22 protein-coding genes are annotated in these 24330 nt (G+C 51.8%); 19 read left to right on the top strand and 3 right to left on the bottom strand.

The features are described 5' to 3' along the window. Positions 1–149 precede the first annotated feature (149 nt). The 8 genes from Q3886_RS01200 (at position 150) to Q3886_RS01235 (ending at position 8861) form a co-directional block, all read left to right on the top strand. Entirely contained in the window at positions 150–1367 is a 1218-nt protein-coding gene (locus tag Q3886_RS01200; protein WP_301859304.1) for an aspartate aminotransferase family protein, read from the top strand. A 76-nt stretch (positions 1368–1443) separates the two neighbouring features. Then, positions 1444–2040 carry an AAA family ATPase gene (locus tag Q3886_RS01205; protein ID WP_301859305.1) on the top strand — a complete coding sequence of 199 codons (597 nt, stop codon included), beginning with the start codon at positions 1444–1446 and terminating at the stop codon, positions 2038–2040. A gap of 27 nt (positions 2041–2067) precedes the next feature. Next, on the top strand, positions 2068–4677 hold the full coding sequence (locus tag Q3886_RS01210) for an iron-containing alcohol dehydrogenase (protein ID WP_301859306.1): 2610 nt from the start codon (positions 2068–2070) through the stop codon (positions 4675–4677). Positions 4678–4847: 170 nt separating this feature from the next. Then, entirely contained in the window at positions 4848–5249 is a 402-nt protein-coding gene (locus Q3886_RS01215) for a hypothetical protein (RefSeq protein ID WP_301859307.1), read from the top strand. 18 nt (positions 5250–5267) lie between these two features. Continuing rightward, positions 5268–6575, top strand: a complete 1308-nt coding sequence (locus Q3886_RS01220; protein ID WP_301859308.1) for a nodulation protein NfeD — start codon at positions 5268–5270, stop codon at positions 6573–6575. Positions 6576–6589: 14 nt separating this feature from the next. Continuing rightward, the gene (gene floA, locus Q3886_RS01225; protein WP_301859309.1) at positions 6590–7636 is read left to right on the top strand and encodes a flotillin-like protein FloA; all 1047 of its coding nucleotides are present in this window, start codon (positions 6590–6592) and stop codon (positions 7634–7636) included. An 8-nt stretch (positions 7637–7644) separates the two neighbouring features. After that, positions 7645–8106, top strand: a complete 462-nt coding sequence (locus Q3886_RS01230; protein ID WP_301859310.1) for a hypothetical protein — start codon at positions 7645–7647, stop codon at positions 8104–8106. 23 nt (positions 8107–8129) lie between these two features. Next, positions 8130–8861 (top strand): alpha/beta fold hydrolase, encoded by a 732-nt coding sequence (locus Q3886_RS01235; RefSeq protein ID WP_301859311.1) that lies wholly within the window; start codon positions 8130–8132, stop codon positions 8859–8861. Positions 8862–8934: 73 nt separating this feature from the next. Here Q3886_RS01235 and rarD read toward each other — a convergent pair whose 3' ends face one another. Next, positions 8935–9819, bottom strand: a complete 885-nt coding sequence (rarD, locus tag Q3886_RS01240) for an EamA family transporter RarD (RefSeq protein WP_301859312.1) — start codon at positions 9817–9819, stop codon at positions 8935–8937. A 147-nt stretch (positions 9820–9966) separates the two neighbouring features. On the opposite strand from rarD, the gene Q3886_RS01245 reads away from it, so the two are divergent. From Q3886_RS01245 to Q3886_RS01255, 3 genes are all read left to right on the top strand, one after another. Beyond that, entirely contained in the window at positions 9967–10944 is a 978-nt protein-coding gene (locus Q3886_RS01245; RefSeq protein ID WP_301859313.1) for an asparaginase, read from the top strand. Between the two features lie 94 nt (positions 10945–11038). Further along, on the top strand, positions 11039–12097 hold the full coding sequence (locus Q3886_RS01250) for an S-layer homology domain-containing protein (protein ID WP_301859314.1): 1059 nt from the start codon (positions 11039–11041) through the stop codon (positions 12095–12097). A 24-nt stretch (positions 12098–12121) separates the two neighbouring features. Next, positions 12122–13309 (top strand): S-layer homology domain-containing protein, encoded by a 1188-nt coding sequence (locus tag Q3886_RS01255; protein ID WP_301859315.1) that lies wholly within the window; start codon positions 12122–12124, stop codon positions 13307–13309. 68 nt (positions 13310–13377) lie between these two features. On the opposite strand, the gene Q3886_RS01260 is transcribed toward Q3886_RS01255, so the two are convergent. Then, the gene (locus Q3886_RS01260) at positions 13378–14055 is read right to left on the bottom strand and encodes an HAD family hydrolase (protein ID WP_301859316.1); all 678 of its coding nucleotides are present in this window, start codon (positions 14053–14055) and stop codon (positions 13378–13380) included. Positions 14056–14237: 182 nt separating this feature from the next. On the opposite strand from Q3886_RS01260, the gene Q3886_RS01265 reads away from it, so the two are divergent. The 7 genes from Q3886_RS01265 (at position 14238) to Q3886_RS01295 (ending at position 21473) form a co-directional block, all read left to right on the top strand. Continuing rightward, positions 14238–16502 (top strand): LPO_1073/Vpar_1526 family protein, encoded by a 2265-nt coding sequence (locus tag Q3886_RS01265; RefSeq protein ID WP_301859318.1) that lies wholly within the window; start codon positions 14238–14240, stop codon positions 16500–16502. Between the two features lie 11 nt (positions 16503–16513). Next, positions 16514–17392, top strand: coding sequence for a UTP--glucose-1-phosphate uridylyltransferase GalU (gene galU / locus Q3886_RS01270; protein ID WP_301859319.1), 879 nt, complete (start codon positions 16514–16516; stop codon positions 17390–17392). Positions 17393–17542: 150 nt separating this feature from the next. Then, positions 17543–17758 carry a hypothetical protein gene (locus tag Q3886_RS01275; protein WP_301859320.1) on the top strand — a complete coding sequence of 72 codons (216 nt, stop codon included), beginning with the start codon at positions 17543–17545 and terminating at the stop codon, positions 17756–17758. An 83-nt stretch (positions 17759–17841) separates the two neighbouring features. Then, positions 17842–18147, top strand: coding sequence for an HMA2 domain-containing protein (locus Q3886_RS01280; RefSeq protein WP_301859321.1), 306 nt, complete (start codon positions 17842–17844; stop codon positions 18145–18147). Between the two features lie 3 nt (positions 18148–18150). Further along, positions 18151–18741 (top strand): HMA2 domain-containing protein, encoded by a 591-nt coding sequence (locus Q3886_RS01285; protein WP_301859322.1) that lies wholly within the window; start codon positions 18151–18153, stop codon positions 18739–18741. 6 nt (positions 18742–18747) lie between these two features. Then, positions 18748–20841, top strand: a complete 2094-nt coding sequence (locus Q3886_RS01290; protein ID WP_301859323.1) for a cation-translocating P-type ATPase — start codon at positions 18748–18750, stop codon at positions 20839–20841. Between the two features lie 215 nt (positions 20842–21056). Beyond that, complete coding sequence (locus Q3886_RS01295; RefSeq protein WP_301859324.1) at positions 21057–21473, top strand: SoxR reducing system RseC family protein; 417 nt, start codon at positions 21057–21059, stop codon at positions 21471–21473. Positions 21474–21534: 61 nt separating this feature from the next. On the opposite strand, the gene Q3886_RS01300 is transcribed toward Q3886_RS01295, so the two are convergent. Then, positions 21535–22524 (bottom strand): hypothetical protein, encoded by a 990-nt coding sequence (locus Q3886_RS01300; RefSeq protein ID WP_301859325.1) that lies wholly within the window; start codon positions 22522–22524, stop codon positions 21535–21537. Between the two features lie 102 nt (positions 22525–22626). Here Q3886_RS01300 and Q3886_RS01305 point away from each other — a divergent pair, with 102 nt between their 5' ends. Next, a complete protein-coding gene (locus Q3886_RS01305; RefSeq protein WP_301859326.1) occupies positions 22627–24276 on the top strand; it encodes a nucleoside kinase in 1650 nt (549 codons plus the stop codon). Positions 24277–24330 lie beyond the last annotated feature (54 nt).

A 24330-nucleotide genomic window follows, 5' to 3' on the forward strand; every position in this document is an offset into this window, starting at 1 on the left:
ATATAAACCAAGGCAATGATGCCTGTACAAGTCGAGCAATTTGGATTTGTCCGCAGGTACATTGTCTTTTTTTCATGATATCTTGTTTTCGCAGTTTATCGGACAGGTATTTTTATTATTTTTATCAGATTACAAGGGGGAACTTGTAAATGCGTTTGAGAGATCTTGGATTGACAGCAGCAGACATTAAGGAAAAAGTAAATAAGTACATGATTGAAACGTACGAACGGTACGATTTCCTGGCTGAACGTGCCAAAGGCATGTACGTATATGACGAAAACGACGTGCCTTATCTGGACTTCTATGCCGGTATTGCTGTAAACAGCACTGGTAACTGCAACGACCGCGTCGTTCTGGCTGTTATCGACCAGGCTATGGATATTATGCAGACCTTTAACTATCCGTACACAGTGCCGCAGGCATTGCTGGCAGAAAAAGTCTGCACGACCATTGGCATGGACAAAATTTTCTATCAGAACTCCGGTACAGAAGCCAACGAAGCTATGATTAAAATGGCCCGTAAATATGGTGTTGAAAAATACGGTCCCCATAAATTCGATATTGTTACGGCAAAAAATTCGTTCCATGGCCGTACATTCGGTTCCATGAGTGCAACAGGCCAGCCCGACAATGCCTGCCAGGTTGACTTTGGCGATATGACGCCTGGGTTCTCTTATGCCGAATTTAACAACCTGGAAGACTTCAAATCCAAGGTTACGGAAAACACGATTGGCATTATGGTTGAACCAGTGCAGGGCGAAGGCGGCGTTCATCCGGCTACGAAGAAATTCCTCACAGGCCTGCGCAAACTGTGCGATGAAAAAGGCATCCTTCTTCTCCTGGACGAAGTACAGACCGGCTGGTGCCGTACAGGCGCAGTCATGTCGTATATGAATTACGGCATTAAACCGGATATCGTTTCCATGGCCAAGGCTATGGGCGGCGGCATGCCGATTGCAGCTATCTGCGCAACAGCAGAAGTAGCCAAAGCCTTTACGATGGGCTCTCACGGCAGTACTTTCGGCGGCCATCCTGTATCCTGCGCAGCTGCACTGGCAGAAATTAATGAACTCCTTGACCGTGACCTGGCCGGCAACGCCAAGAAGATGGGTGAATACTTCCTGGAACAGGCACGTAAGGAAATTCCTCATTTGAAAGAAGCTCGTGGTCAGGGCCTGCTGCTGGGTCTTGAATTTAAAGACGGTCTGAACAGCGTCGATATTAAGCATAAATGCTTGGAAAAACATCTGCTCACGACGGCTATTGGTACGAATCTGATTCGTCTCGTACCGCCGCTGATTTTGGGAAAAGAACATGTAGATAAAGCCATTGCCATTATTAAAGAAGCAGTAGAAGAACTGGCATAACGGCAAAGCCAGCAACGAAGCGGCGTTTTTCTGAGGGGAGAAGAACGCCGTTTTGTATTAAAGGGGGAAATCGCAGATGAGACACTTCGTAGTAACCGTAGGCTGTGAATTTGGCAGCGGCGGTCCGGAAATCGGCAAGCTCCTGGCGCAGTCCATGGGCATCGAATATTACGACCGCGACCTGGTAGATAAGGTAGTCGAAAAAATCGGCGTAGACAAGGCACTGGTAGAAGCAGCGGACAACAAAAATTTTGTTCCCTACGGCATCAATACGACATTGGGAACACGGTATGCCAACTTGTCTAACAAAGTTATTTATACGCAGTTTGAAGTTATTCGCAAAATGGCCCGCCATTCCTGTGTTATTATTGGCCGGTGCAGTGATTACATTTTGCGGAATGATCCGGACGTCGTAAATGTATTTATTTATGCACCTGTAGAAAAGCGGATTCAGGCCGTAATGGACAAGATGCACTTATCGGAACGGAATGCGGCAGAAATGATTCGTGATGCTGATGCCATGCTTCATCGCCGGTATAAATACATTACCGGAACGTACCGCGGTGACCGGCACAACCGGCATCTGCTCGTAGACAGCAGTGTTCTGGGCTGGGAACGGACAGCAAAATTTATTCAGTCTTTTGTGGAAATGCGGTTTGAAGATGATTTTTAATGATACGTTTTAAAGGGGGACTTTTGTATGGCTACAAAAGCATCAGAGTTTGATAAAGTCCTGAGCGCCTGGGATATTCTGGTCATTGCCTTCGGGGCCATGATCGGCTGGGGATGGGTTGTATCGACAGGCGACTGGATTATGAAAGGCGGCATCGTCGGGGCTATGCTGGGGTTTGCCATCGGCGGCGTCATGATATTCTTTGTAGGGCTGACGTATGCAGAACTGACATCGGCTATGCCGCAGTGCGGCGGCGAACATGTTTTCAGCTTTAAAGCTATGGGGCCCATTGGTTCATTTATTTGTACGTGGGCTATCGTGCTGGGCTATGTCAGCGTCGTATGTTTTGAAGCGTGCGCACTGCCTACGATTATTACGTATTTATATCCTGACTTTTTGCAGGGGTACTTATACACCGTAGAAGGCTTTGATATTTATGCTTCCTGGCTGGCTGTGGCCATTGCTGTTTCTGTTTTTATTACATTTGTTAATATTATCGGCACGAAGACGGCAGCTATTCTGCAGACAATCCTGACGGTTATCATCGGCGGTGTCGGCGTTTTGCTTATTGCTTCTTCAGCTGTTACCGGCACGACGGCAAACCTGGAAAATCAGCTGTTCATGGGGGCCACAACAACAGATATGTTTAAGGGCATGCTGAGTGTAGCCGTTGTAACGCCGTTCTTCTTTATTGGTTTTGACGTCATTCCTCAGGCAGCAGAAGAAATTTCTGTTTCCCTGAAAAAAATTGGCCGAATTCTGATTTTATCCATTGTTTTAGCTGTTTTGTTTTATGCGCTCATCATCTTTGGTGTAGGGTACGTCATGAATAATGCGGAAATCGCCGCTTCTATGAAGGGCGTTGGCGGGTTGGTTACAGCTGATGCCATGGCTAAAGCCTTTGACAGCTCCATCATGGCTAAAGTACTGATTGTCGGCGGCCTTGCCGGTATCGTTACCAGCTGGAACTCCTTCCTCATTGGCGGCAGCCGGGCCATGTACTCTATGGCTGAATCGTATATGATTCCCCGTGTTTTTGCCAAACTGCATCAGAAGTATAAGACGCCGATCAATGCACTGCTGCTCATCGGTCTGTTATCGGTCATTGCACCGCTGTTTGGCCGTAAAATGCTCGTATGGGTTGTAGATGCCGGTAACTTTGGCTGCTGCGTCGCATACTGCATGGTTGCCATTTCCTTTGTCATTCTCCGTAAAAAAGCTCCTGATATGCCTCGTCCGTACAGAGTAAGCAATTACCGGTTTGTCGGTGCCATGGCGATTATCATGTCCGGCTTTATGGTTGTCATGTATATCATTCCCGGCTCCGGTGCTGCTCTGGTACCGCAGGAATGGGCTATGGTCGGCGCCTGGAGTATTCTTGGCGTTATTATGGGTGTTTTCGGCAAGCTGAAATACGGTGCTAAATTTGCTACTCATATTGATGTGGCAACAGAAAATACAGCTGCTGAAACGGAACGGGATGTTGCTTTCGGTCAGGCTATGGCAGCTGCCCTGGCAGATGTAAAAGCTGACGGCCCTGTTGCCTATGAAGTACGGCCGCTGCAGTTTTCCTTCTCCATGCCGTCCAATATGGTTTTCGGCTCCGGAAAATGTGCGGATATTGGTTCTCTTATTAAAGTATACGGCTCGAAAGCTGTTATTGTGACGGACAGCAGCGTGACCAGCACCGATTCGACACTGCGAGTGGTCCGTGACAGTCTGGAAAAATCCGGCATTACGTACAGCGTATTTGCCCATGGCGGCGTATCGGAAAAGGATGTAGTCCTGCAGAACGGGCTGGATACGCTGAAGAACTCCGGTGCTTCCGTTGTCATTGCCATTGGCGGCAACAGTGTTATTGCCGGTACGAAACAGCTCATATACAGTGCTGTCCGCACGCTGGGCAGTTCCCTGTCCTTTATTGCCGTACCGACGACCTGTGATGCTGAAGAAGCGTTTCACAACGCCGTAGTAACTGTTGGTGAAGATGGCGCCGTCAAACGGGTTTACAGTCCCTGCGTCAGTGCAAACCTGATCCTCGTCGATCCGGCATGTATGAAATCTATGGGCAAGAAAGATATTGCCCTGGCCGGATTTGCTGCTGTATGCCGGACGATTAATGCCTATACGGCCAATTCCTCACAGCCTCTGGCCGATGCCATGGCGCTGTATGGCCTGCGTCTGCTCAATGCCCATCTGGTGCAGGTATATGAAGGCCAGGCCAGTCAGGAAGACTGGGAAAAACTGGTCCTCGGCAGTATGATCAGCTGCATGGTCGGCTATGGTACAGGCAATGTTCTGATGCACGGAATGGAACAGGCGGCACGCCTTGTCAACCAGCCCTATGAAGTTGTTTTGCCGGCTATTTATCCGTTGATTTTGGAACTGTCGTGCAAAAACGACGTGTTCCGGTATGGCCGCATTGCCCGCACACTGGGCGGCTTTACGGCAGAAGATTGTGCTTCCCGCGTAAGCGAACTGGCACGTCGTCTCCAGCTGGATGTACGTATTCTTGACCTGGGCATTAATGAAGAAACCATTGCCCGTATGGCCAAGACCTATTTGCAGTATACTTCCGGCGGCACAGCAGGACAGCCTGCTTCGGCGACGACTCTGGCCGGTGCGCAGCAGGTATAGCATCTATTACGTATGCTTCCCCCTTTTCCCGATTTTCTGCAGCTTGTCTGCGGAGAATCGGGATTTTTTTATGCAGAAAAGAAGGGATTTGCTCTGGTCGTGTGGAATGTATCTAAGTAAGCATAAAATATCTGTCATAAGACAATGAAAACAGAGTGGAGGTAGTCTCAATGACGCTCAGTTTATTTTGGTCCCGCTATACGCTGGAACTGCAGGAACGACATCTGCGCGATGTCGATGCCCTGTACCGGTATGTCATTGCCAGGGAAAAATGGAACTGGCTGCTGGCAAAAATTCCGGAAAGCGAACAGATACGCATCCTTCGCGGACATACGCACGGCGATGCCTCGTGGTCGTGTCGGAAATGGCTGGATCATATGCTGGAATGGATTAAGGAAAACAAACCGGAAACGGTATATCAGGCCGTTGTCGAACGGGTACGGGCTATGGAGCACAAGAATCCGGAAGAGCTGGAAAAGCAGGCGGCCCTGTCGCTGTCTGCAGAAGAGCTGCAGCACCTGCAGGAAGCCGGATATTTTCAATGTGTGCCGGCGCCGGAACGAAAAACGTGAAGACAGGAGGGACACTGCATGATTACTTGGCTGCGGCAGCTGTGTATGGCTGCTGCATGTATATGGGTCCTGGCGGCTGGGGTGACCTTTCCCGTACAGGCTGCCGACTCCGTACAGGCTGTCGTCATTTCCGGAGAAATTGACGGTGGTCAGGCAGCGCTGGTACAGCGGGGAATTGCCCAGGCAGAAGAGAGGCAGGATAAGGCGCTGGTTATCGTCATTAATACGCTGGGCGGCCGTGTGGACAGTGCGCTGAAAATACGGGATATGCTGACTGCAACATCTATTCCGACGATTGCCTATGTCGATTCCCGGGCCTGGTCGGCAGGAGCGCTTATTGCCCTGTCATGCCGCCATATCATCATGGCGCCGGGCAGCAGTATTGGCGCTGCCGAGCCCATTCCCAATACGGAGAAAAACATTGCTGCCCTGAAATCGGAATTTAGCGCAACAGCTGAACAAATGGGGCATAATCCCAGCGTCGCCGCAGCGATGGTCGATAAAAGCGACGGATTTCCCGGCTATGCCGATGCCGGACAGATTCTGGCTCTGTCTGATGTGCAGGCGCGGGAGCTGAATATTGCCGAGGGAACGGCACCGACGCCGGAAGAAGCACTGCGTCTGTTCAGCCTGGGAGATGCCCGGGTATACTATGAAGAAAAAAGCCTGAAAGACAGTCTTATTGGCATATTGCAAAATGAATATGTCCGTGTCATTCTGGTCGGGCTGATTCTGGCCGCTGTATTTGCAGAAATCAAAATGGCCGGCATTGGCGTCGGCATGGTGACGGCGGTCTTGCTGGGAGGCCTTCTGTTCCTGTCCGGTGACGAGTCGCTGTCCGAAGGGCTGACCGTTCTGGCGGCTTTCGTCGGCAGCTTTGCCTGCATTGCCCTGGAGCTGGCGTCGCCAGGTGTCGGTATTTTTGGCATTGCCGGCGTCGTCCTGTTGTTTGGCAGCTTATTTTATATGTTGGGGGCAACGATGGAAGGATTGTATATATTAGCAGGCGGTACGGTTCTGGCAATGGTGCTGTTTTATTTCCTGGGACGCCATCTGCCGAAGAGCCGTCTGCTGGCCAGACTGGCCCTTACGACGCGGTCTACCCGGGAAAAAGGGTATTCGTCGCAGGGCGACAAGAGCAAGTACCTGTATCAGCGGGGCCGGACGATTACGATTCTGCGCCCTGCCGGAACCATTCGCATTGGTAAAGAACGGGTTGATGCCGTATCGGCCGGGCCCTTTATTGAACGGGACGTAGACGTGCGGGTCATCAGTGTAGAAGGCGGACGGGTTCTGGTAGAACCTGTGCCCAAACGTAATCCATAAAGGAGGGTATGTGTATGTCTGTTGTTTCACTGTTAGCTGTACCGGTGATTATTATTATCGCCGCTATTGTGCTTATTTCCCTGTTTCTTCATTTCGTGCCTATTGGCCTGTGGATTTCGGCCATGGCTGCCGGCGTATCTGTGGGCATTATCAATCTCATCGGCATGCGTCTGCGCCGTGTCGTTCCGTCCAAAATCATTCTGCCTCTGGTCAAGGCTAACAAGGCCGGCCTGGATGTCAATGTCAATCAGCTGGAAGCCCATTATCTGGCCGGCGGCGATGTAGACCGCGTCGTCGATGCCCTGATTGCGGCTCATCGGGCAGCCATGTCTCTGACCTTTGAACGGGCCTGCGCCATTGACCTGGCTGGCCGTGACGTACTGGAAGCCGTACAGATGAGCGTCAATCCCAAGGTTATTGAAACGCCCTTTATTTCAGCAGTCGCTCAGAATGGCATTGAACTGAAAGTACGGGCCCGCGTGACCGTGCGGGCCAATATTGACCGTCTCGTCGGCGGTGCCGGTGAAGCTACGGTAATTGCCCGTGTCGGCGAAGGCATCGTTACCAGCGTCGGTTCTGCTGGCGATCACTCCCAGGTACTGGAAAATCCTGATGAAATTTCCAAGACCGTTCTCAGCAAAGGCCTGGATGCAGGCACGGCTTTTGAAATCTTGTCCATTGATATTGCCGATGTCGACGTAGGACGCAATATTGGCGCCCGGCTGCAGACCGATCAGGCCGAAGCAGATAAACAGATTGCCCAGGCAAAAGCAGAAGAACGGCGGGCCATGGCGGTTGCTAAAGAACAGGAAATGCAGGCGTATACGCAGGAAATGCAGGCCAAAGTTGTGGAAGCCCAGGCTGAAGTGCCTCTGGCCCTGGCTCAGGCCCTGAAAGAAGGTAAACTGGGCGTCATGGACTACTATAATATGAAGAATATTATGGCCGATACGGAAATGCGTGCTGCCGTTGCCCAGGCAGGTCTGCCGAAAGCCAAACCGGCATCTGTGCCGGATGACCGCCATTCCGGCAGTTCATCTGATACGACCGGCCAGAAGTAGGTGAGCCTATGGACGGATTTTTTGACGGAAGTATATGGAAACTTCTTGTGCCGGTTCTGCTGTTTCTGCTCTTTTCTCTTCCCGATTTGCTGCGCAAAAAGCGGCGCTATCCCCGGCGGACCCAGCCGGCTCCGGAAGATTCCCTGCCCGGTGATGTGCCGCACAGGACAGAAAGGGAACAGAAAGAACCGGATTATGCAGAAGAGGCGGAAGAATCCGTGCCTGATGTGCCGGTACGGACAGAGCCTGTTCAGCCGGCAGAGGACAGGGCGCTGCAGAAGAGGGTACCGCGGCCTGCACCAGTCCGGCCGGCAGCCAGTGCGGCTGTTGTTCCTGAACGGGTACATCCGGAACCTTGGAGTCAGGTACCGGCAGAGGCCCGTGATATTTACGCTGGCCTCGTCTGGTCTGAGTTGTTGCAGCCGCCGCTGGCACACCGGCAGAGACGGCATACATATAAACAATATTAATTTTGGAAATGAGGAGTTAACTGATGATACGAGAAGTACGCGTAAACGCAGACGGTATTCCCAGTCTGCAGATTACTTGTGGAGACATTCCCAAGGGAGTAGTGCTGTTTTATCATGGCTGGTCGTCGTGTAAGGAATATCAGGCGGCGCGGGGCCGGTTACTGGCTGCCTATGGATATGATGTCCTGATTCCTGACGCCGTCAATCATGGCGAACGGGGACGGCTCGACTATGAAAGTCATGATACATACAGCGATTTCTGGCAGACTATTTTTCAGAATATTCGCGAAGTACCGTCGATGATACAGTATATTCGTTCCTGGCGGCCTGGAAAGGAAATGGCTGTTATGGGCCATTCCATGGGTGCCTTTACAGCCCTTGGCGTAGCGACGCACTATGATGTGTTTAAAACGGCTGTGGCCATGAATGGTTCTGGCTGGTGGAACGAATCAGATCGTCGTTTCCGGGCGTCTCTGCAAATTGATAAGCCCAAGGGATATCGGACATTGACCATGCAGATGCGGGCTATGGACCCTTATGACTATCTGCCGCGCCTGGCAGGCCGGTCTGTACTGGCCCTGAACGGCGGCGCTGATGATGTCGTCGATCCTCATGCACAGGCTCTGTACATGGATAAGGTCGGACAGACCGAAGGTGTTGTCGGCAAGTCCATTACCTATGATGGACTGGGCCATTTTGTAACGACCAATATGATGGGCGACGCCATTCAGTGGCTGGACGCACAGTTTGTATAATGCAAAAAGAGGCTGCCGCGTGAAGAGAAGAAATTCCCTTCGGCGGCAGCCTCGTTCTGTTTTGTATTATCTGTTATGACTGCGTACGGTCTTTCATGTTCCTTGCGATCTTCAGCAAGCCCGTGACATAGAGGGCGACGGCGATCCAGGCGAAGATAAAGGCGACGAACAGGGGCGGCGTCAGGGGTTCGCCGTTTAACAGGGCGATAATGAAGGAAATGCTGGGTGCCACATACATACAGATACCGGAAACTGTAACAGGCGCACCTTTCAGGCCGGCTGTAAAAAACAGCATGGGAACAGCCGTGACGACGCCTGTTGCCGGAAGCAGCAGCCACTGCAGGCCGTGGAAAATGCCGATGGCCCCGGTTCCAGCATGTTCACTCCAAACGATGTATGCCAGTGAGAGCGGTGCCATAGCCAGAGATTCGAGAAATACTGACACCTGACTGTCCAGGGTGATTTTCTTTTTCAGCAGCCCATAGGCCGCCCACGTGGCGCAGAGAATAAGGGAGACGTAGGGGATATGGCCAAACAGGATGACAGCCGCTATGAGGCCGGCTGCTGCACAGAGAATAGACAACTGCTGCAGACGGCTCATGGATTCGCGAAATAAGAGGGAGCCGAAGAAAATAACGACGATGGGATTAATAAAGTAAGCCAGACTCGTTTCCAGAATATGCTGGTGTGTCATGGCATAAATAAATACGCCCCAGTGTACGGTAACGGACAGACAGGCGCCGATGATATACGGCCATTCGCTGCGGTTGGTGCGGACCTGTTTCAGCTTGGGAAGCAGGCCTTTCCACAGAATCATGCCGTAACAGAACAGGGCAGACCAGATAATGCGGGTAGCCAGAATGTACAGGGCGGGAATTTCCTGCAGAAGCATCCAGAACAGCGGCAGCAGCCCCCATATGACCTGCCCGGTCAGGGTATAGATAACATATATATTCATAGTTCATCATCCTTTCATGACAGTACATTTGTTTTTATTATAGCAGGATAGGAAGCGGTTCTCCAGAAAAGAAAAAATTATGTTGTATATGGCCTGTATTTCGTTATAATAGAACTACCATATAACGTATATAAAGGAGGAATTTTCATGACCCTGCCTAATGTATATGTCATTGCCTGCGGCGGCACCATTGCCGGGAAGGCAGCATCTGCTGAGGACCTGACGGGGTATCAGGCCGGCTGTGCCGGTATTGACGAGGTGCTGACATCAGTTCCGTCTCTCAGTCAGTATGCCCACGTCCAGGGGGAGCAGTTCTGCAGCATTGACAGTTCCGATATGACTGAAGCGCTGTGGCTGGCTTTATCCCGGCGCGTGCAGGAACTGGCCGATCGAGATGATATAGACGGCATTGTCATTACCCATGGCACCGATACGATGGAAGAAACGGCATACTTTCTCTATTTGACGGTACAGACGGAAAAGCCCGTCGTCCTGACCGGTGCCATGCGGCCGGCAACGGCGCTGAGTGCTGATGGGCCGCTGAATCTGCTGGAAGCGGTGCAGACTGCGGCAGAGCGTTCTGCCGGTGCCTGCGGCGTACTCCTCGTCATGAACGGTACGATTTGCAGCGCCCGCTTTGCCGGCAAGACCGATACGACCCATGTCGATGCCTTCTCGCAGTATCGCCTGGGATATATGGGCATTGTCCAGCAAGGCCGGCCGATTTTCTATCAGGTGCCGCTCCGTTCTCCTGAAGGGCAGTGCCTGTCTTGTCATCATGTGCAGAGGCTGCCGCCTGTTGCCATTGTCTATTGCTATACCGGTATGGATCCGGCAGAAATTGCCGAAATAGGGCAGCGTGTCCGGGGAATCGTAGTAGCCGGTCTGGGCCATGGCCGGATGCCGGCTCCGGTATGGGAAGCGCTGCAGCCTTTCATGAAGGATGGCGGTCTCGTCGTTCGCTCTTCCCGGGCTATGGGCGGCACCGTTACGGCTGTCCCGGACTATGACGGCACCATATGGGCCGGAAATCTGACGCCGCAGAAAGCAAAAATTCTCCTGCAGCTGGCGCTGGTGCAGACCGACGATATCGGAAACATACAGGAGTTATTTATATCGGGCTGACAGCAGTGTATTCCCTATTGAACGCTGCTGTGATACAATAACTAAAGATATAAACCACCTGTTAGGTGATTATGCAGATAGGAGAGATGATACTATGAAACGATATGCAGCTATGGCTGCGGCAGTTGCCGCTGCTGCTGTTTTCAGCCTGCCGGGATTTGCCGCCAATACGGCAAGTCAGCCGTCTTCGCTGAAAGATATACAGGGGTACTGGGGTCAGGCAGCAGTACAGTATTTTTATGACAACCATTACGTAAGCGGCACAAACGGCCAATTTTATCCTAATGAAGATATTACGCGCGAAGGCATTGCGGCTATTATTAACAACATGATCGGCGAAGACGGTCCGGTCGGAGCCGTTACGTTCTCCGACATCCAGGGCCGCTGGTCTGCCCGGGCCATTGCGTCGCTCGTAGACAAGCAGATCATGCAGGGATACAGTGACGGTACCTTTAAGCCGACACGGAAAATTACGCGGGAAGAATTTGCCGTTATTGCCTATAATTACATGAGCTACAAGGGCATGGATTTATCGGTAAAATCCGTTCCCTATGCCGATGAAAATCAGATTTCATCCTGGGCTCGCCAGGCCGTCAGCGCCTTGGCTGCCAAAGGCTATATGACCGGTGCAAACAACCGGTTCCAGCCGAAAACGTACGTCACCCGCGGCGAAGCCGTCAATGTGCTGTACCGGATTCTGACATCCGGTGCCAGTGCCGGCAACACTGACGTATCGACGCCGACTCAGAGCTCGCTGGAAACGGAAGTATTCCGGAACATTAAGGATACGTACGGATCGATTAAAGCATTCGCCGGCGACGGCATTATGTACTGGCAGGGAGATACGCTCCGCGTCGGCGTCAAGTCTGCGGAAAAACGGGAAAAACTGGATGCAGCTCTTATGGCAGACAAACAGATTCCGTCGGGAACCGTTATCGTACAGACCGCAAAATACAGCTATGATGACTATAAAAAGCTCATGGCTCAGGCCGAACAGGTATATCGGGCTACAGAAGCGACCGATGCAGAAGTGAAAACAGATGTAGATTACCTGAATGAAAAAGTCGTTCTTACTGTTGCATCTATTTCCAAAGAAACGCAGGCTAATCTGAATAAGGCCCTCGGCGGCGCCCTGCGTATTGTGATTCAGTAACATACCGTCAGAGGAGTGTTGTTCATGAAGCGTAACGTCTTATCTGTCTTGGCTGCGGCAGCCATATTTGCCGCTCCGGCAGTCTTTGCTGCCGCTCCGTATACGGATCTGCAGACTTTGCCCAGCCGGGAAGCTGTTGATTATATGTATGATACAAACTGCCTTTCTTTTGCTGCAGGTACGCAGTTTTATCCGGACAAAGTCATGACCCGCGGTGAAGTAGCACAGCTTGTCTATGAGACGGCAGCCAGTCTGCCTCTGGTTAATCCTGATTTTAAGGATGTCCAGCCTGGCCAGGCTGGTGATGCCATTGCCGCTGTAGCTGCCCAGGGAATTTTGTCCGGCTATGCCGACGGTTCATTCCAGCCGGATAAGGCCGTTACACGGGAAGAGTTTGCTGATGTTGTATACCGGTATCTGCAGTACTGCCATCTGGCAGATGCAGATGGAGCCGTTTCTCCCTATGCCGATGAAGATACCGTTGCTGCTGTATATCAAAAGGCCGTTTCAGTGCTGCACAGCAAGAATCTCATGACCGGTCCGGACAACCTGTTTCGCCCCAAAGACGGCATTACCCGGGCAGAAGCGGTAGAAACGATGTACCGTCTTCATCACTCCGATAAAAACTACGTGTCCCACGTACAGGTCATGTTGCAGGTTATGAAGGCCCTCAATGCCGAATACGGTTCGACTATTGCCTACTTCCGTCAGGGCACGATGTACTGGGAAGGGGATACGCTGATTCTGGGCGTCAAAGGCGGTCCGGGACGATATTTGGTCAGCCGTATTCAGAATGGCGTCGACCGGGCAGATGCCGTTTCGATCCGCCGCGTTCATTTGAGTCGCACCGATTATGACCAGCTCATGAACCGTGCCGTCAATACGCTGGTAGAACAGGAAGGCGTACAGAATTACATTGGTTCTGTTCCTGATTTTGTTCATGAACAGATCGTCATTACCGTTCGCCGGCCTGTCAGTGAAACGACATTGCAGGAACTGACCAGCCGTGTCGGCAAGGGACTTGTACGTATTGAAGTGGCTTCTAAAACGGGACAGACGGTAGCCGCAGTGCAGGAGGACCGTTCTGCAGATGAACCGCAGAAATCTGATGCCAAGGCGGCGAAGAAGGAACAGAAAACGTCCTATTCTTCCCTTGTCGATCAGGCCACATCCGATGCCATTGCCAGTGTTCAAAGTGATAATCTCCGGTAACAGTACCGTATAATATGGGAGGGAGTGCTGCAAACTGAATGGTTCAGTTCGCAGTACTCCCTCCTTTGTCAGATATCTGCGGTCAGGGAAGAGGGAAGCAGGAATGCTTTCAGCTCTTCTGTCGTCCTGACCAGACAGTGTGGGTGAAGACTTTTCAGAAATGGCAGATCGCGAAATCCCCAGGAAACGAGGATGACGTCCATGCCGGCCTGGTCTGCTGTCTGCAGGTCCACTTCCGAGTCGCCAATATACACGGCTTCTTCTTTCGGACAGTTCAGTTGGCGCAGAGCCTCCCAGACCATATCCGGCGCCGGTTTCCGGCGGCATCCTTCGTGTTCTCCTACGGCCAGATCGAGTTGGTCTGGAAAAAAGCGCTGGCACAGAGAATGGACGGCAGCCTGCCCTTTGTTGGATACGATAGCAGTTCGGCAGCCTGCCTGACGCAGCTGTGTCAGCAGCTCCGGAATGCCTTTATAAGGGGAAGCTCCCTGATTGCAGTGCTGGCTGTAATAGGCGGCAAATTCCTGGATGAGAGCAGCCTGGTCGGTTTTGGACAGTGCTGCTCCGACGGCACTGCCAATAAGTCCGGCGTATCCGTGTCCCAGTTTGGGGCGGACCTGTTCCGGCGTCAGCGTCGGCAGGCCATGGCGGCAGAGAATGTAATTCAGGCTCCGTGTCAGTCCTGACAACGTATTCAGGACGGTTCCATCCATGTCGAATAAAATGGTTTTGTATGGTATATTCATGCGGTTATGGCTCTGTGAGCCTGCCTCCTTTTTGGATAAGATAGTACTAGTATAGCCGGTGTCGCCACGGTTGTCTAATCAAATCCAGGGTTTCCGCAATTCCATAGTGATAAAACAAGTACAGTATGGTACAATAGGAAAAGATATGTAATAGAAGTAAGAAGGATAGAGGAGAGGATGATATGTCGTATTTTTTGCCTTACGCCATCATAGCAGGTATTGTGGTGGTTTTTTTTGTCGTATGTCATGTCCTGTATTCCGGCGGCAGTTCGGAAAAAGAAGGGACCAAGCAGCATCAGCCTGAAACAGATGGAGCGCAGGCCGGTCTGCGTCGGCGCAGAACAGAACCGCAGCGCCGGAAAATGTCCAAGCCCGGGAAAATTAAACGGCCCGTACAGGAACATACGGAGCCTCTGCCTCATCTGTCTACCGTTACCGTACGGGAACGGAAGGAAGATCCCCATGAAACGGCCTTTGTTACGACAAAAGGCGAAGCTGTGCGGCGCAATGGTCACATTGTCTATAAAGAATCGCCGCGGCGCAAGCAGCCGAGAGAAGAAGACAACCTGGATATTACCCGCGTCCTGTCACGGGAAGAAATCCTGGCAGCTATGGAAAAAGTAGATAAAAAAGATGCGGAAACGTATCGGCAGAAAACGGAGGCAATCCGCCGGGAACGGCAGGAAGAAGAAGAAAAGCAGCGCAGTGCTGAAGCCAGCCGTATTGCCGGTGATCAGGCTGTGCGGGACAGAAAGCGTCAGGATGCGCTGGCACAGGAAGCAGCTGAAAAGAAGCTGGCTCAGAAGGAAAAATGGGCTGATGAAGTGGCGCAGACAGAAGAAAAACAGCCGTTGCTGGCTGATATGGCTGCTGTTGTCGCTGCCGACCTGGCTGCCAAATCCGATTCGGAACCGGTGAAGAACGGGCCGAAAGGGCATGGAATTGTACAGGCAGTCATGAAAGAAACGGCCAAAGCTGCAGAGCAGCCAGTACTGCAGAGCGAAGATACTGCCGTACATACGCCGACTGCAGCAGCCGTAACGGAGCCGGAAGAAAGAAGAAAACAAACGGCGTCTGTTTCTGCAAAGCCAAGGGAATCTGTCCCTGTAAAACCAGCAGCTCCTGCTCCTGATCAGGCGCGTACACTGTCTGATGAAACGCAGATTATCAGTCCGGAACTGGTACGGCGCAAGATGGCAGAAGCACAGCAGCGCAGTCAGCAACCTCCGGCAGCACCGCCGGTTCCTGATCTGGATAAGACTGTGCGCATGGATACGCTGGCTGATGACGTGGCCGCTCTGTCTTCCGAATCGACAGTAGTCATGTCGCCTGTACGGACACGCCGTCCTGTACAGGCTGTGCAGGAAGAACCGCAGAAAAAACAGAGCCCCTGGGGCAACGACCTGCCCGGATCGGCGGCGAAAGCCGTTCCTCTGGCAGGCGCTGCCAGCCGGCCATCTATCTGGCAGGAACAGGAAGAAACGAATTCCCCTCTGGTCAAACAATGTGCCGCCCATTTTCTGGATCAGTTCGGCATGGTGACGCCGGAAATGACGGCACAGGCCGAATATATTACAGCAGCAGCCTTTCAGCGGCTGGGTTGCAGAGATGAAGGAGAACGGAAGCAGGCGCTGGCACCTCTTGTCGTTCAGGAAGCGCTGCAGAATGTCCAGAAGGCATATGCTGCTCACCCGCAGCCCTACGTGGCCTCGCTGGCACTGCAGGCCTTTTCGGATATTGTCCAGGGCTCGCCCATTTCGACGCGCCATCTCGTAGCCATTGACGCCTTGAAGGTCATGCCGTACTTATCAGACAGTCACTATAAAATTCTGGCTCTTTTGCTGCTGTTCCTCTATTCCCGCAATGCCCATAATGTGGATAAGGAAACGTTCTGCCAGTACATTGATCGATATGTCATGCCCTTTATGGAAGGGCTGCCGACAGAACGGGCCTACTATCAGCAGCTGGACTATCTGCACTGTACGGCTTTTGAAGATAAGGAAACTCATTTTGCTGAAATTCTGGCCGATTCCTATCCGCTCCTGTTCCGCTACCGCGGCATTACGGAAGAAGAACTGCGCAAAGCCCTGAAAGGCCAGCGCATTCCGGCAGAATATGTCGTACAGTCCTTTAATTCGCCGTTAGTCAAGCTGGCTCTGGTAGATGAACACGGTGCGACCCGCTTCTTCCGCCTGACAGGCATTACTGATCGGTCTGTACAGGATCATCTCCTGCGGCTGGCCAAGAAGCGTCCTGCTTCCTTTGCCGGCGAAGAAGCGCTGGATGTGATGGAAGAAATATCTCCTGTCCTGGCTGATCTGGGCGATATTTGGGACAGCACGATGCTGCGGGTTTCCACGCTGTCTCTCCTGGGTCTCTATCTGGCACAGGGATATATGAAAGAACGGGTTGGCGAAGAATTTGACTTATCCCGTTGGTTTGAATAAGGAGGATATTCATGAAGAAAATTCGCAAAGCCGTTATTCCGGCAGCCGGATTCGGTACGCGGTTCCTGCCGGCGACCAAGGCGACACCGAAGGAAATGCTGCCTATTGTCGACAAGCCGACCATTCAGTATATTGTAGAAGAAGCGCTGCAGAGCGGCATTGAAGAAATACTGATTATCAGCGGTCATGCCAAGCGGGCCATTGAAGATCATTTCGATACGAATCCCGGCCTGGAAATGCACCTGGAAGAACATGGCAAACTGGAACTGCTGAAAATGGTTCGCAGCATATCGGAAATTAATGTGCATTATATCAGGCAGAAACATATGCGCGGCCTGGGTGATGCCATTCTGTGCGCTCAGTCTTTTATTGATGACGAACCCTTTGCCGTCCTTCTCGGTGACGATGTCGTATACAATGAAACGAATCCGGCACTCCGGCAGATGATCGACGTCTATAATGATGTAGGCGCCACCGTCCTGGGCTGTCAGAATGTGCCTCTGGAAAAAGTATCGTCCTATGGCATTGTCAAGGGCGTTCCCGTTGCCGGAAAACCGGTCATGCGCGTTACCAATATGATCGAAAAGCCGTCTATAGAAGAAGCGCCGAGCCGGATGGCCGTACTGGGACGGTACATCATTACGCCGGATATCTTTGAAATTCTGCGCCGTACGGAGCCAGGGAAAAATGGCGAAGTGCAGCTCACCGATGCCATTCAGACCATGGCGTCCCGGGAAGCCGTATTTGCCTACTGCTTTGAAGGGAAGCGCTATGACGTTGGCGATAAACTGGGCTTCCTGAAAGCGACAGTAGAATACGCCCTGCGCCGTCCTGATTTAGGCGGCCCATTCCGCCAGTATCTGCAGGGACTGCTGAATGATAAGGCGTAATGGCAGCAGCTTGCAGGAAAAACACACATATTGAATGTAAAAAGATGAAAAACATTTACAAAATGTAGAAAGTACGATATAATAAACACCGTGATACGTATTAATAGTTGATATTGATACGAGTTGGGGTTAGTAAAGGAGAGGTGTCTTATGTTTCAGAACAGTGATTTTTGGATTGGCTTAGGTATTGGCGTCGTTGCTGGTGTATTTGGATATAAGCTGCTTGCTGAAAGAGAACAGCAGCTTCTCGCACTGCAGCAGCCTGCTGCCGGTACGGTATCGGCTTCTGTTCCCCTGGCTGAACTGCAGCGTCAGAAAGAAGAATTAGAAGATATGATTGCAGCACAGGAAGCAGCAACAAAATAGTAAGAACTGAAAAAAGACTGTTGCCTTTGCGGTAATGGTCTTTTTTGTACGTCGCACCTGTACTGTTTACACGTGCCGTTTATATGCATCTGAAAGGGTTTATGCTCGTGCTGCCTGTGTCGAAATGGGATTTTATTATTCGCGCCGTACAGGTTTCGTCATATCTTCCCGGACGAGTTCGCCTGTACAGCAAAAAATTAATAGGAAATGAAGAATTGAGCCGCAAAGTATACGCATACATTGCCAGTTATGCGGAAATTGACCGGGTGGAAATCAATACCGTCAGCGGTTCGATTCTGCTTATATATCGGCCGCAGCTGCTGCGAACCAATGCGGAGCTGGCGAGAGTCGAACAATATATCATGAACCATGTAGAAAGGAAGGGATAACCTATGTCATATGCTTCAGGCTTCATGCTGGGCGCATCTATTGGCAAGGCCATTCATGGCATGTTTTGCGGAGACGGCAGAACGACAGCTGCTGTACAGCCTTCTGCTGCGGCAGCTCCGGTGCCGGCGTTCCTCTGCGTTTCAACCGTACCTGGACGGCGCCGGTATCGGGCAGCAGCTGTAGTAAATGATCCGGCCCTGGCCGAACTGCTGGAAGATCATATTTCCGGACTTCCAGGCATACAGTATGCATCCGTAAACGCCGCAACAGGCAGTATTCTGATTTGTTCGGAACAGGAAGCACTTCTGGACCGGCTGGAAGACTTTCTGCGCAGCCGCATTTTTGTACAGCCTGCAGCACCGCGGCAGAATACTGCACAGAACCGCACGAGTGCCTATGCTGATACACTCTATGAAACGGTTGGCATGATCAACAGCCTGATTGCAAAAAAAACAGGCTATGTCTTTGATTTGCAGTCGCTTGTGTCCCTCATTTTTATTGTACGGGGAATGCGCAAGATGATTGCCATGAATCAGCGGCCGTCAGGCCCGCAGATGCTGTGGTGGGCTGCATCGCTGATGAGAGGAAAGTGATTATTCATGTATACATGTAGTGTACTGCAGCTGCGCAGCATGCTGCCGGCGCGGATGCGCACGATGCTCAGCATTAAGCTGCGGCAGGTACCAGGCATTGTGTCAGCTGTAACAGACGATAAAAAAGTTACCTTTTATTATCGGGGACACGTAGATCTGCGGGGAATTCGCATGTTTGTACGGTCCTATGAAGAAAAATACGGCAAACGCAAGGAAAGTGAAACGGAACAGGAATGGGATGTAGCTGCATATCGCCGCGAAGCCATTATTTCCATTGGCGGTTTTATTGCCATGAATATTCTGCACAAGACGAATCCCGCTTTTTATGACAGCATTCTTTTGTTCCGCCGTCTCTTTACGCTCTATATTGCCCGCCGGTTCATTAAAAACGGCGTTATGGGCGTCATCAAAGATCACCAGGCCAATGCCGATACACTGACGGCGACAGCTGTTGTCGCTTCCGTTCTGGCAGGAAAGCCGGAATCGAGCCTGACTTTGCTGGCATTGTCCAATGGGGCAGAAATGCTGACGGAATATGCAGCCGAAAAGGCACGGCGTCAGATTTCCAGCCTGCTGAAACTGGATCAGCGCGATGTATGGCTCATTGAAAACGGCCGGGAACGGAAAGTACCGGTTGAATCTCTGAAAGTAGGCAATCATATTGCCGTTCACCTGGGAGAAAAGATCTGCGTCGACGGCCGTGTCCTTGGCGGCAATGCCGCTGTCAACCAGGCTTCCATTACGGGCGAATCCAATCCGGCTATCAAGCAGGAAGGGTCCTCGGTTTACGCAGGCAGTGTCATTGAAGCGGGCGATCTGATCATTGAAGTAGAAAAAGTAGGGGCCGATACGTCTCTGGCTCAGATTATTCATCTCGTTGAAGAAGCGCAGACACGCCGCGCGCCGGTACAGAACTTTGCCGATAAGATGGCCAATATGCTCGTGCCTGTTTCCTTTATTGGCGCCGCTATTATTTACGGTGCTACCAAGGACTGGCAGCGTGTCCTGAATCTGTTGTTCATCGATTTCTCATGCGGCCTGAAACTTTCGACAGCTACGGCTATTTCCGCGGCTATCGGCAAGGCAGCCCGCAAGGGTATCCTCATTAAAGGCGGCAACTATATTGAAAATCTGGCCGATATCGATACGGTCGTTCTCGACAAGACCGGCACCATTACCATGGGGGTTCCACAGATTGCGCATATTTCGACAGTAGACGGCGTAGATGAAAAGGAAATGATCCTTCTCGCCGCTTCGGCAGAAATGCACTCCGTCCATCCTCTGGCTGTAGCCGTTCAGAAATATGTTCAGTCCCAGAACTGGGAAGTTCCGCAGCATGAAACGTCGGAAACAGTCGTCGCCCGCGGCATGAAAGCGTTTGTACCGCCTTTTGAAAACTATAGCGGCGGCGAAGTGGTTGTCGGCAGCCGCCGCTTCATGACCGAAGAACATGTACAGAATCTGCCGGAAACGGCTGATAAAACGTGGGGCAAAAACCTTCTGTACGTGGCCTGCAATAAAGAATACATGGGCTGCCTGACCATTGAAGACCCTGTTCGTCCGGCTATGAAGAAGACTCTGAATCAGATGCGGCGCATTGGCATTGACGAAGTCGTCATGCTGACTGGTGATTCCAAAGCCGTTGCGTCCGAAGTAGCCCGCGATATGGACATTGATTCGTATTATGCAGAAATCCTGCCGGAAGAAAAAGCAAACTACGTCATGAAGCTCCAGAAACGGGGCAATGTCATGATGGTCGGCGATGGCATTAACGATGCACCGGCATTGGCCTTTGCCGATATCGGCGTCAGCCTGGGCGGCAACAAGACCGATATTGCTGCTGAATCGGCTGCCATTACCATTCGGTCTGATGATCCGTCCCGTCTGTGCGATGCCCTGAATATTGGCCGTCAGACCATGAAGATCGTCAACCAGAACTTTACGGCTACGATTATCATCAATTCTGCAGCTATGCTCCTCGGCGCCTTAGGCCGCATCAGTCCGCTGTGGGCTGCTGTTATTCACAATACAGCAACCCTGGCTGTCGTACTGAACAGCGTCCGGATTCTGGGCTCGCCGAAAGCAGCCCTTCGTCGGTAAGCCTGGCTGCTGGAAAAGTAAATTGCATTGAAAAGAAGCTGCTGCACTGTAGTGCGGCAGCTTCTTTTGCATATCAAATAAGATAGCCGTGCATGCCAATTTGTCAGAGAAACTGTACTGCAAAGGTGTTGAATGATGGGACTGACCATGCTATAATAATTGCAAGCAATGGAATCAGTTTCGATTCCCCGTAAAGAAGAAAGCGAGGGGGTACGATGAAAATAGAAGAAGGACATATTTTAGCTATTGATGACAACGGCCTGGCTGAAGTAAAGGTAGGCAGACATACAGACTGCATCGCCTGCGGTGCCTGTCCGGGCGTAGAAAATATCGTCGTCAAGGCAGTCAATCCTATTGGTGCCAAAGTAGGACAGCACGTCAAGTTTGAAGTGCGGGAATCCAACATCGTCATGGCTGCGTTTGTATGCTTTATCATGCCGCTGCTGGTTGCCGCTGCCGGTGCGCTGGGCGGCCACTGGCTGGCGGTGTTCAACAACATGGACACGGTGCAGATGGCGGTTATTGGCGGCATTATCGGTTTTGTTATCGGCGTCATTGGCGTCAAGCTGTTTGACCGGTCCCTGACGAATGATATGAATGCCAAACCTAAAATTACGGAAATTTGCTGGTAAAACCAGTATTGATGCAAAATTGCGGCGAAGGAGGGAGTCCTCATTCGCCGCAATTTTTTTATCAGAGTGTTGTCCGTTCCAGAAGGGAGCCGTCTTGTTGACGGACCGATATAATATGAATGGCACTGTATGTATCATCCAGGTTTTGCCGCTGCATAAGTGCATATTGAGCCGTATCCAGGGGATTCAGGAGAAACTGGCTCTGCCGCTGTACATCTCCCGTTGACGCCAGGCGCAGCGGGGCGCTGTAGAGGAGAGCGTCATCTTCACGGCTGCGCAGTTCGTAGCGCCCCCTGATTTCGCTCAGGTTTGGCTCTGCTTCCCGGACCTGGTAGCGAAGGCGGAGATACGTATTTTTATTATCCCGCAGCAAAGAAGACGAAACCTGATCGATCTGTATGACTGCCGCCATGCGCTGATCTTCGGCAGCATCGTGACGGCGCAGGGCCTGGGCATACGCTTCTTTCAGCCGATGAAGCAGGCCTTCGGCATCGCTGAGACCGGTGATATGCCATTCATGGGCAGAGACCCGTTCCAGTGTCAGACTGACGGGTATGGCAGCCTGCAGCGTTTCGTGATACAATGAAACTGTAATTTCTGCCTGTCCCGGTGCAGTCTGACGGCTCCAGGAAATGGAGCGGCACTGCCAGCCTGACGCAGGGACGGGACAGTCCAGCTGTTTCAGATACGTTTCTGTCTGTTCTGTCGTATCGGTATTGGCGGTAAGAATTTGTTTTTCCATCGTCTGGGAAAAAGCATCTTTCTGCGGCAGCAGCGAAAGCTGAAACAGAACGGGGGCTTTTTCATGAGCCGCCTTTTCGCGTATCAGGGCGGTAAACACCTGATCGCTCAGACCGGGTATATCGGCCAGGCGGCGGACCGCTGCTTCGTCACCTGCCTGGACAGCTGCTGCCAGATGGCGGAAGGAATAGTCCGGCGTAGCTTTGTACAGGCAGTCATAGGAAGCCCAGGCAGTACCCAGACAAAGACAAAGCGTAATGACGGCAGCCATGATTTTGCCGTCTGGCCGGGGAATGGAATAACCTTTCATAATAGACCTTCTTTTACATAGAATATAATTTTCTACATTATAGCATAGAAACGGACAGGATGCTGTAAAGAAACGGCAGTCATTGGGAGAGGAGAGAGAACGATGCTTACCATATATGATCGGACAAAACAAATAGAATACAGCGCAGAAGAGGGAACGTCGCTGCTGCAGCTGTGCCGCCGTGAACATCCAGATGCAGCGCCGCCTATTGTGGCAGCTCTGTATAATAATGAAGTCGTAGGGCTGCAGACAGTGGTGAAAGAAAGCGGTGATATTACGTGGTTTTCCACGGCGACAAGAGAAGGGAATCAGTGCGTTATCCGCACGGCTATTTTTCTGCTCGTCCGGGCTGTAGCCGATTTATATCCCCACGGCAAGGCCTTTGTCAAACATGCCCTGCGGAAATCGCTGTACTGCGAACTGGATATTGGCCACACCGTGACCATGCAGGACGTATCGTCCATTAAGCGGCGCATGGATGAAATTGTGGCGCAGAATGAGCCTGTTTCCCAGCTCGTCCTCAGTGCGGAATCGGCTATGGACATGTGCCGCAACCGCCATCTGCACAGGGAAGCAGAGCTGCTCGATCATGTCGGCGTGCAGCACATCATGGCCTATCAGTGTGGTCCCCTGTTCGACTACTATATGGGGCCCCTTTTGCCCAGCATGGGGTACGTGACCTGTTTTAACCTGCGGTCCTATGCGCCTGGGGTCATTCTGGAAACGCCGACGGAAGAACATCCCGATGTCCTGCCGGAATATAAGGAAATCCCCAAAATGGCCCGCCTCTTTCTGGATGCCGAAGAATGGGGCCGCATTGTCCGCTGCGAGTACGTATCCGATCTGAACCGCTACATCGCCGATGGAACGATTCAGGATATTGTCGACATGGCTGAAGCACTGCAGGAAAAAAAGCTGGCTGCCCTGGCCGATTACGTCGTCAACCAGCGGCCTAAAATCAAGGTCGTCCTCATTGCCGGGCCGTCGTCGGCAGGGAAGACGACGTTCTGCAAGCGCCTGACGACACAGCTTCGCGTCGTCGGTCTGCGGCCGGTCAAAATCTCATTGGACGATTATTTTTACAATCGCGAAGATACGCCGAAAAATCCTGACGGTTCCTATGATTTTGAATCCATTCGGGCCATTGATATTCCCCTGTTTAATCAGCAAATCGATGAACTGCAGCAGGGGAAAGAAGTCCATCTGTCCCGGTTTGATTTCATTTCCGGCCGGCGGTATTTTGAGGACAGGCCTGTGCGCCTGGAAAAAGGCCAGCCTATCGTAGTTGAAGGGCTGCACGCCCTGAACGATTCCCTGACGTACATGCTGCCGCGGTATGAAAAGGTCAAAATTTCCCTGGGCGTCCTGACGCAGATACGCATTAATGACCACAACCGCATTTCCACGTCTGATACCCGCATTATTCGCCGCATGGTACGGGATCAGCAGTTCCGCGACCGCGGCCCGTCGGCGACGATGGACATATGGGGTGATGTGCGGCGCGGCGAAGAAACCAATATCTATCCTTATCAGGAAGATGCCGATACGATTTTCAATACAGCCCTGCCCTATGAGCTGTCCGTTCTCAAACCTTATGCAGAGCCGCTGCTGGCATCCATCGGCAAGGACAGCCCCCATTATGCCGAAGCCCAGCGTCTCCTTACGTTTCTCATGCCCTTTACGGGTATCGATGAATCCGTTGTGCCGCCCAATTCTCTGCTGCGCGAATTCATTGGCTCCGGTAAAAAGTAATGTCAAGCATTTATGAAAATGTCCCGAAAAATTTGAAACATAAGCCCCGTGAAA

It is taken from the genome of uncultured Megasphaera sp. (assembly GCF_958350005.1).
Taxonomy (GTDB): Bacteria; Bacillota; Negativicutes; order Veillonellales; family Megasphaeraceae; genus Megasphaera.

Excerpts from the sequence above, each read along its gene's own strand:
- Q3886_RS01300 (WP_301859325.1), bottom strand. The coding sequence starts at position 22,524 with ATGAAAGGTTATTCCATTCCCCGGCCAGACGGCAAAATCATGGCTGCC.
- Q3886_RS01250 (WP_301859314.1), top strand. The coding sequence starts at position 11,039 with ATGAAACGATATGCAGCTATGGCTGCGGCAGTTGCCGCTGCTGCTGTT.
- Q3886_RS01235 (WP_301859311.1), top strand. The coding sequence starts at position 8,130 with ATGATACGAGAAGTACGCGTAAACGCAGACGGTATTCCCAGTCTGCAG.
- Q3886_RS01280 (WP_301859321.1), top strand. The coding sequence starts at position 17,842 with ATGCATCTGAAAGGGTTTATGCTCGTGCTGCCTGTGTCGAAATGGGAT.
- Q3886_RS01285 (WP_301859322.1), top strand. The coding sequence starts at position 18,151 with ATGTCATATGCTTCAGGCTTCATGCTGGGCGCATCTATTGGCAAGGCC.
- Q3886_RS01255 (WP_301859315.1), top strand. The coding sequence starts at position 12,122 with ATGAAGCGTAACGTCTTATCTGTCTTGGCTGCGGCAGCCATATTTGCC.
- Q3886_RS01210 (WP_301859306.1), top strand. The coding sequence starts at position 2,068 with ATGGCTACAAAAGCATCAGAGTTTGATAAAGTCCTGAGCGCCTGGGAT.
- Q3886_RS01260 (WP_301859316.1), bottom strand. The coding sequence starts at position 14,055 with ATGAATATACCATACAAAACCATTTTATTCGACATGGATGGAACCGTC.
- Q3886_RS01295 (WP_301859324.1), top strand. The coding sequence starts at position 21,057 with ATGAAAATAGAAGAAGGACATATTTTAGCTATTGATGACAACGGCCTG.
- Q3886_RS01245 (WP_301859313.1), top strand. The coding sequence starts at position 9,967 with ATGACCCTGCCTAATGTATATGTCATTGCCTGCGGCGGCACCATTGCC.
- Q3886_RS01230 (WP_301859310.1), top strand. The coding sequence starts at position 7,645 with ATGGACGGATTTTTTGACGGAAGTATATGGAAACTTCTTGTGCCGGTT.
- Q3886_RS01275 (WP_301859320.1), top strand. The coding sequence starts at position 17,543 with ATGTTTCAGAACAGTGATTTTTGGATTGGCTTAGGTATTGGCGTCGTT.
- Q3886_RS01215 (WP_301859307.1), top strand. The coding sequence starts at position 4,848 with ATGACGCTCAGTTTATTTTGGTCCCGCTATACGCTGGAACTGCAGGAA.
- Q3886_RS01305 (WP_301859326.1), top strand. The coding sequence starts at position 22,627 with ATGCTTACCATATATGATCGGACAAAACAAATAGAATACAGCGCAGAA.
- Q3886_RS01220 (WP_301859308.1), top strand. The coding sequence starts at position 5,268 with ATGATTACTTGGCTGCGGCAGCTGTGTATGGCTGCTGCATGTATATGG.
- rarD (WP_301859312.1), bottom strand. The coding sequence starts at position 9,819 with ATGAATATATATGTTATCTATACCCTGACCGGGCAGGTCATATGGGGG.
- Q3886_RS01290 (WP_301859323.1), top strand. The coding sequence starts at position 18,748 with ATGTATACATGTAGTGTACTGCAGCTGCGCAGCATGCTGCCGGCGCGG.
- Q3886_RS01265 (WP_301859318.1), top strand. The coding sequence starts at position 14,238 with ATGTCGTATTTTTTGCCTTACGCCATCATAGCAGGTATTGTGGTGGTT.
- Q3886_RS01200 (WP_301859304.1), top strand. The coding sequence starts at position 150 with ATGCGTTTGAGAGATCTTGGATTGACAGCAGCAGACATTAAGGAAAAA.
- galU (WP_301859319.1), top strand. The coding sequence starts at position 16,514 with ATGAAGAAAATTCGCAAAGCCGTTATTCCGGCAGCCGGATTCGGTACG.
- floA (WP_301859309.1), top strand. The coding sequence starts at position 6,590 with ATGTCTGTTGTTTCACTGTTAGCTGTACCGGTGATTATTATTATCGCC.
- Q3886_RS01205 (WP_301859305.1), top strand. The coding sequence starts at position 1,444 with ATGAGACACTTCGTAGTAACCGTAGGCTGTGAATTTGGCAGCGGCGGT.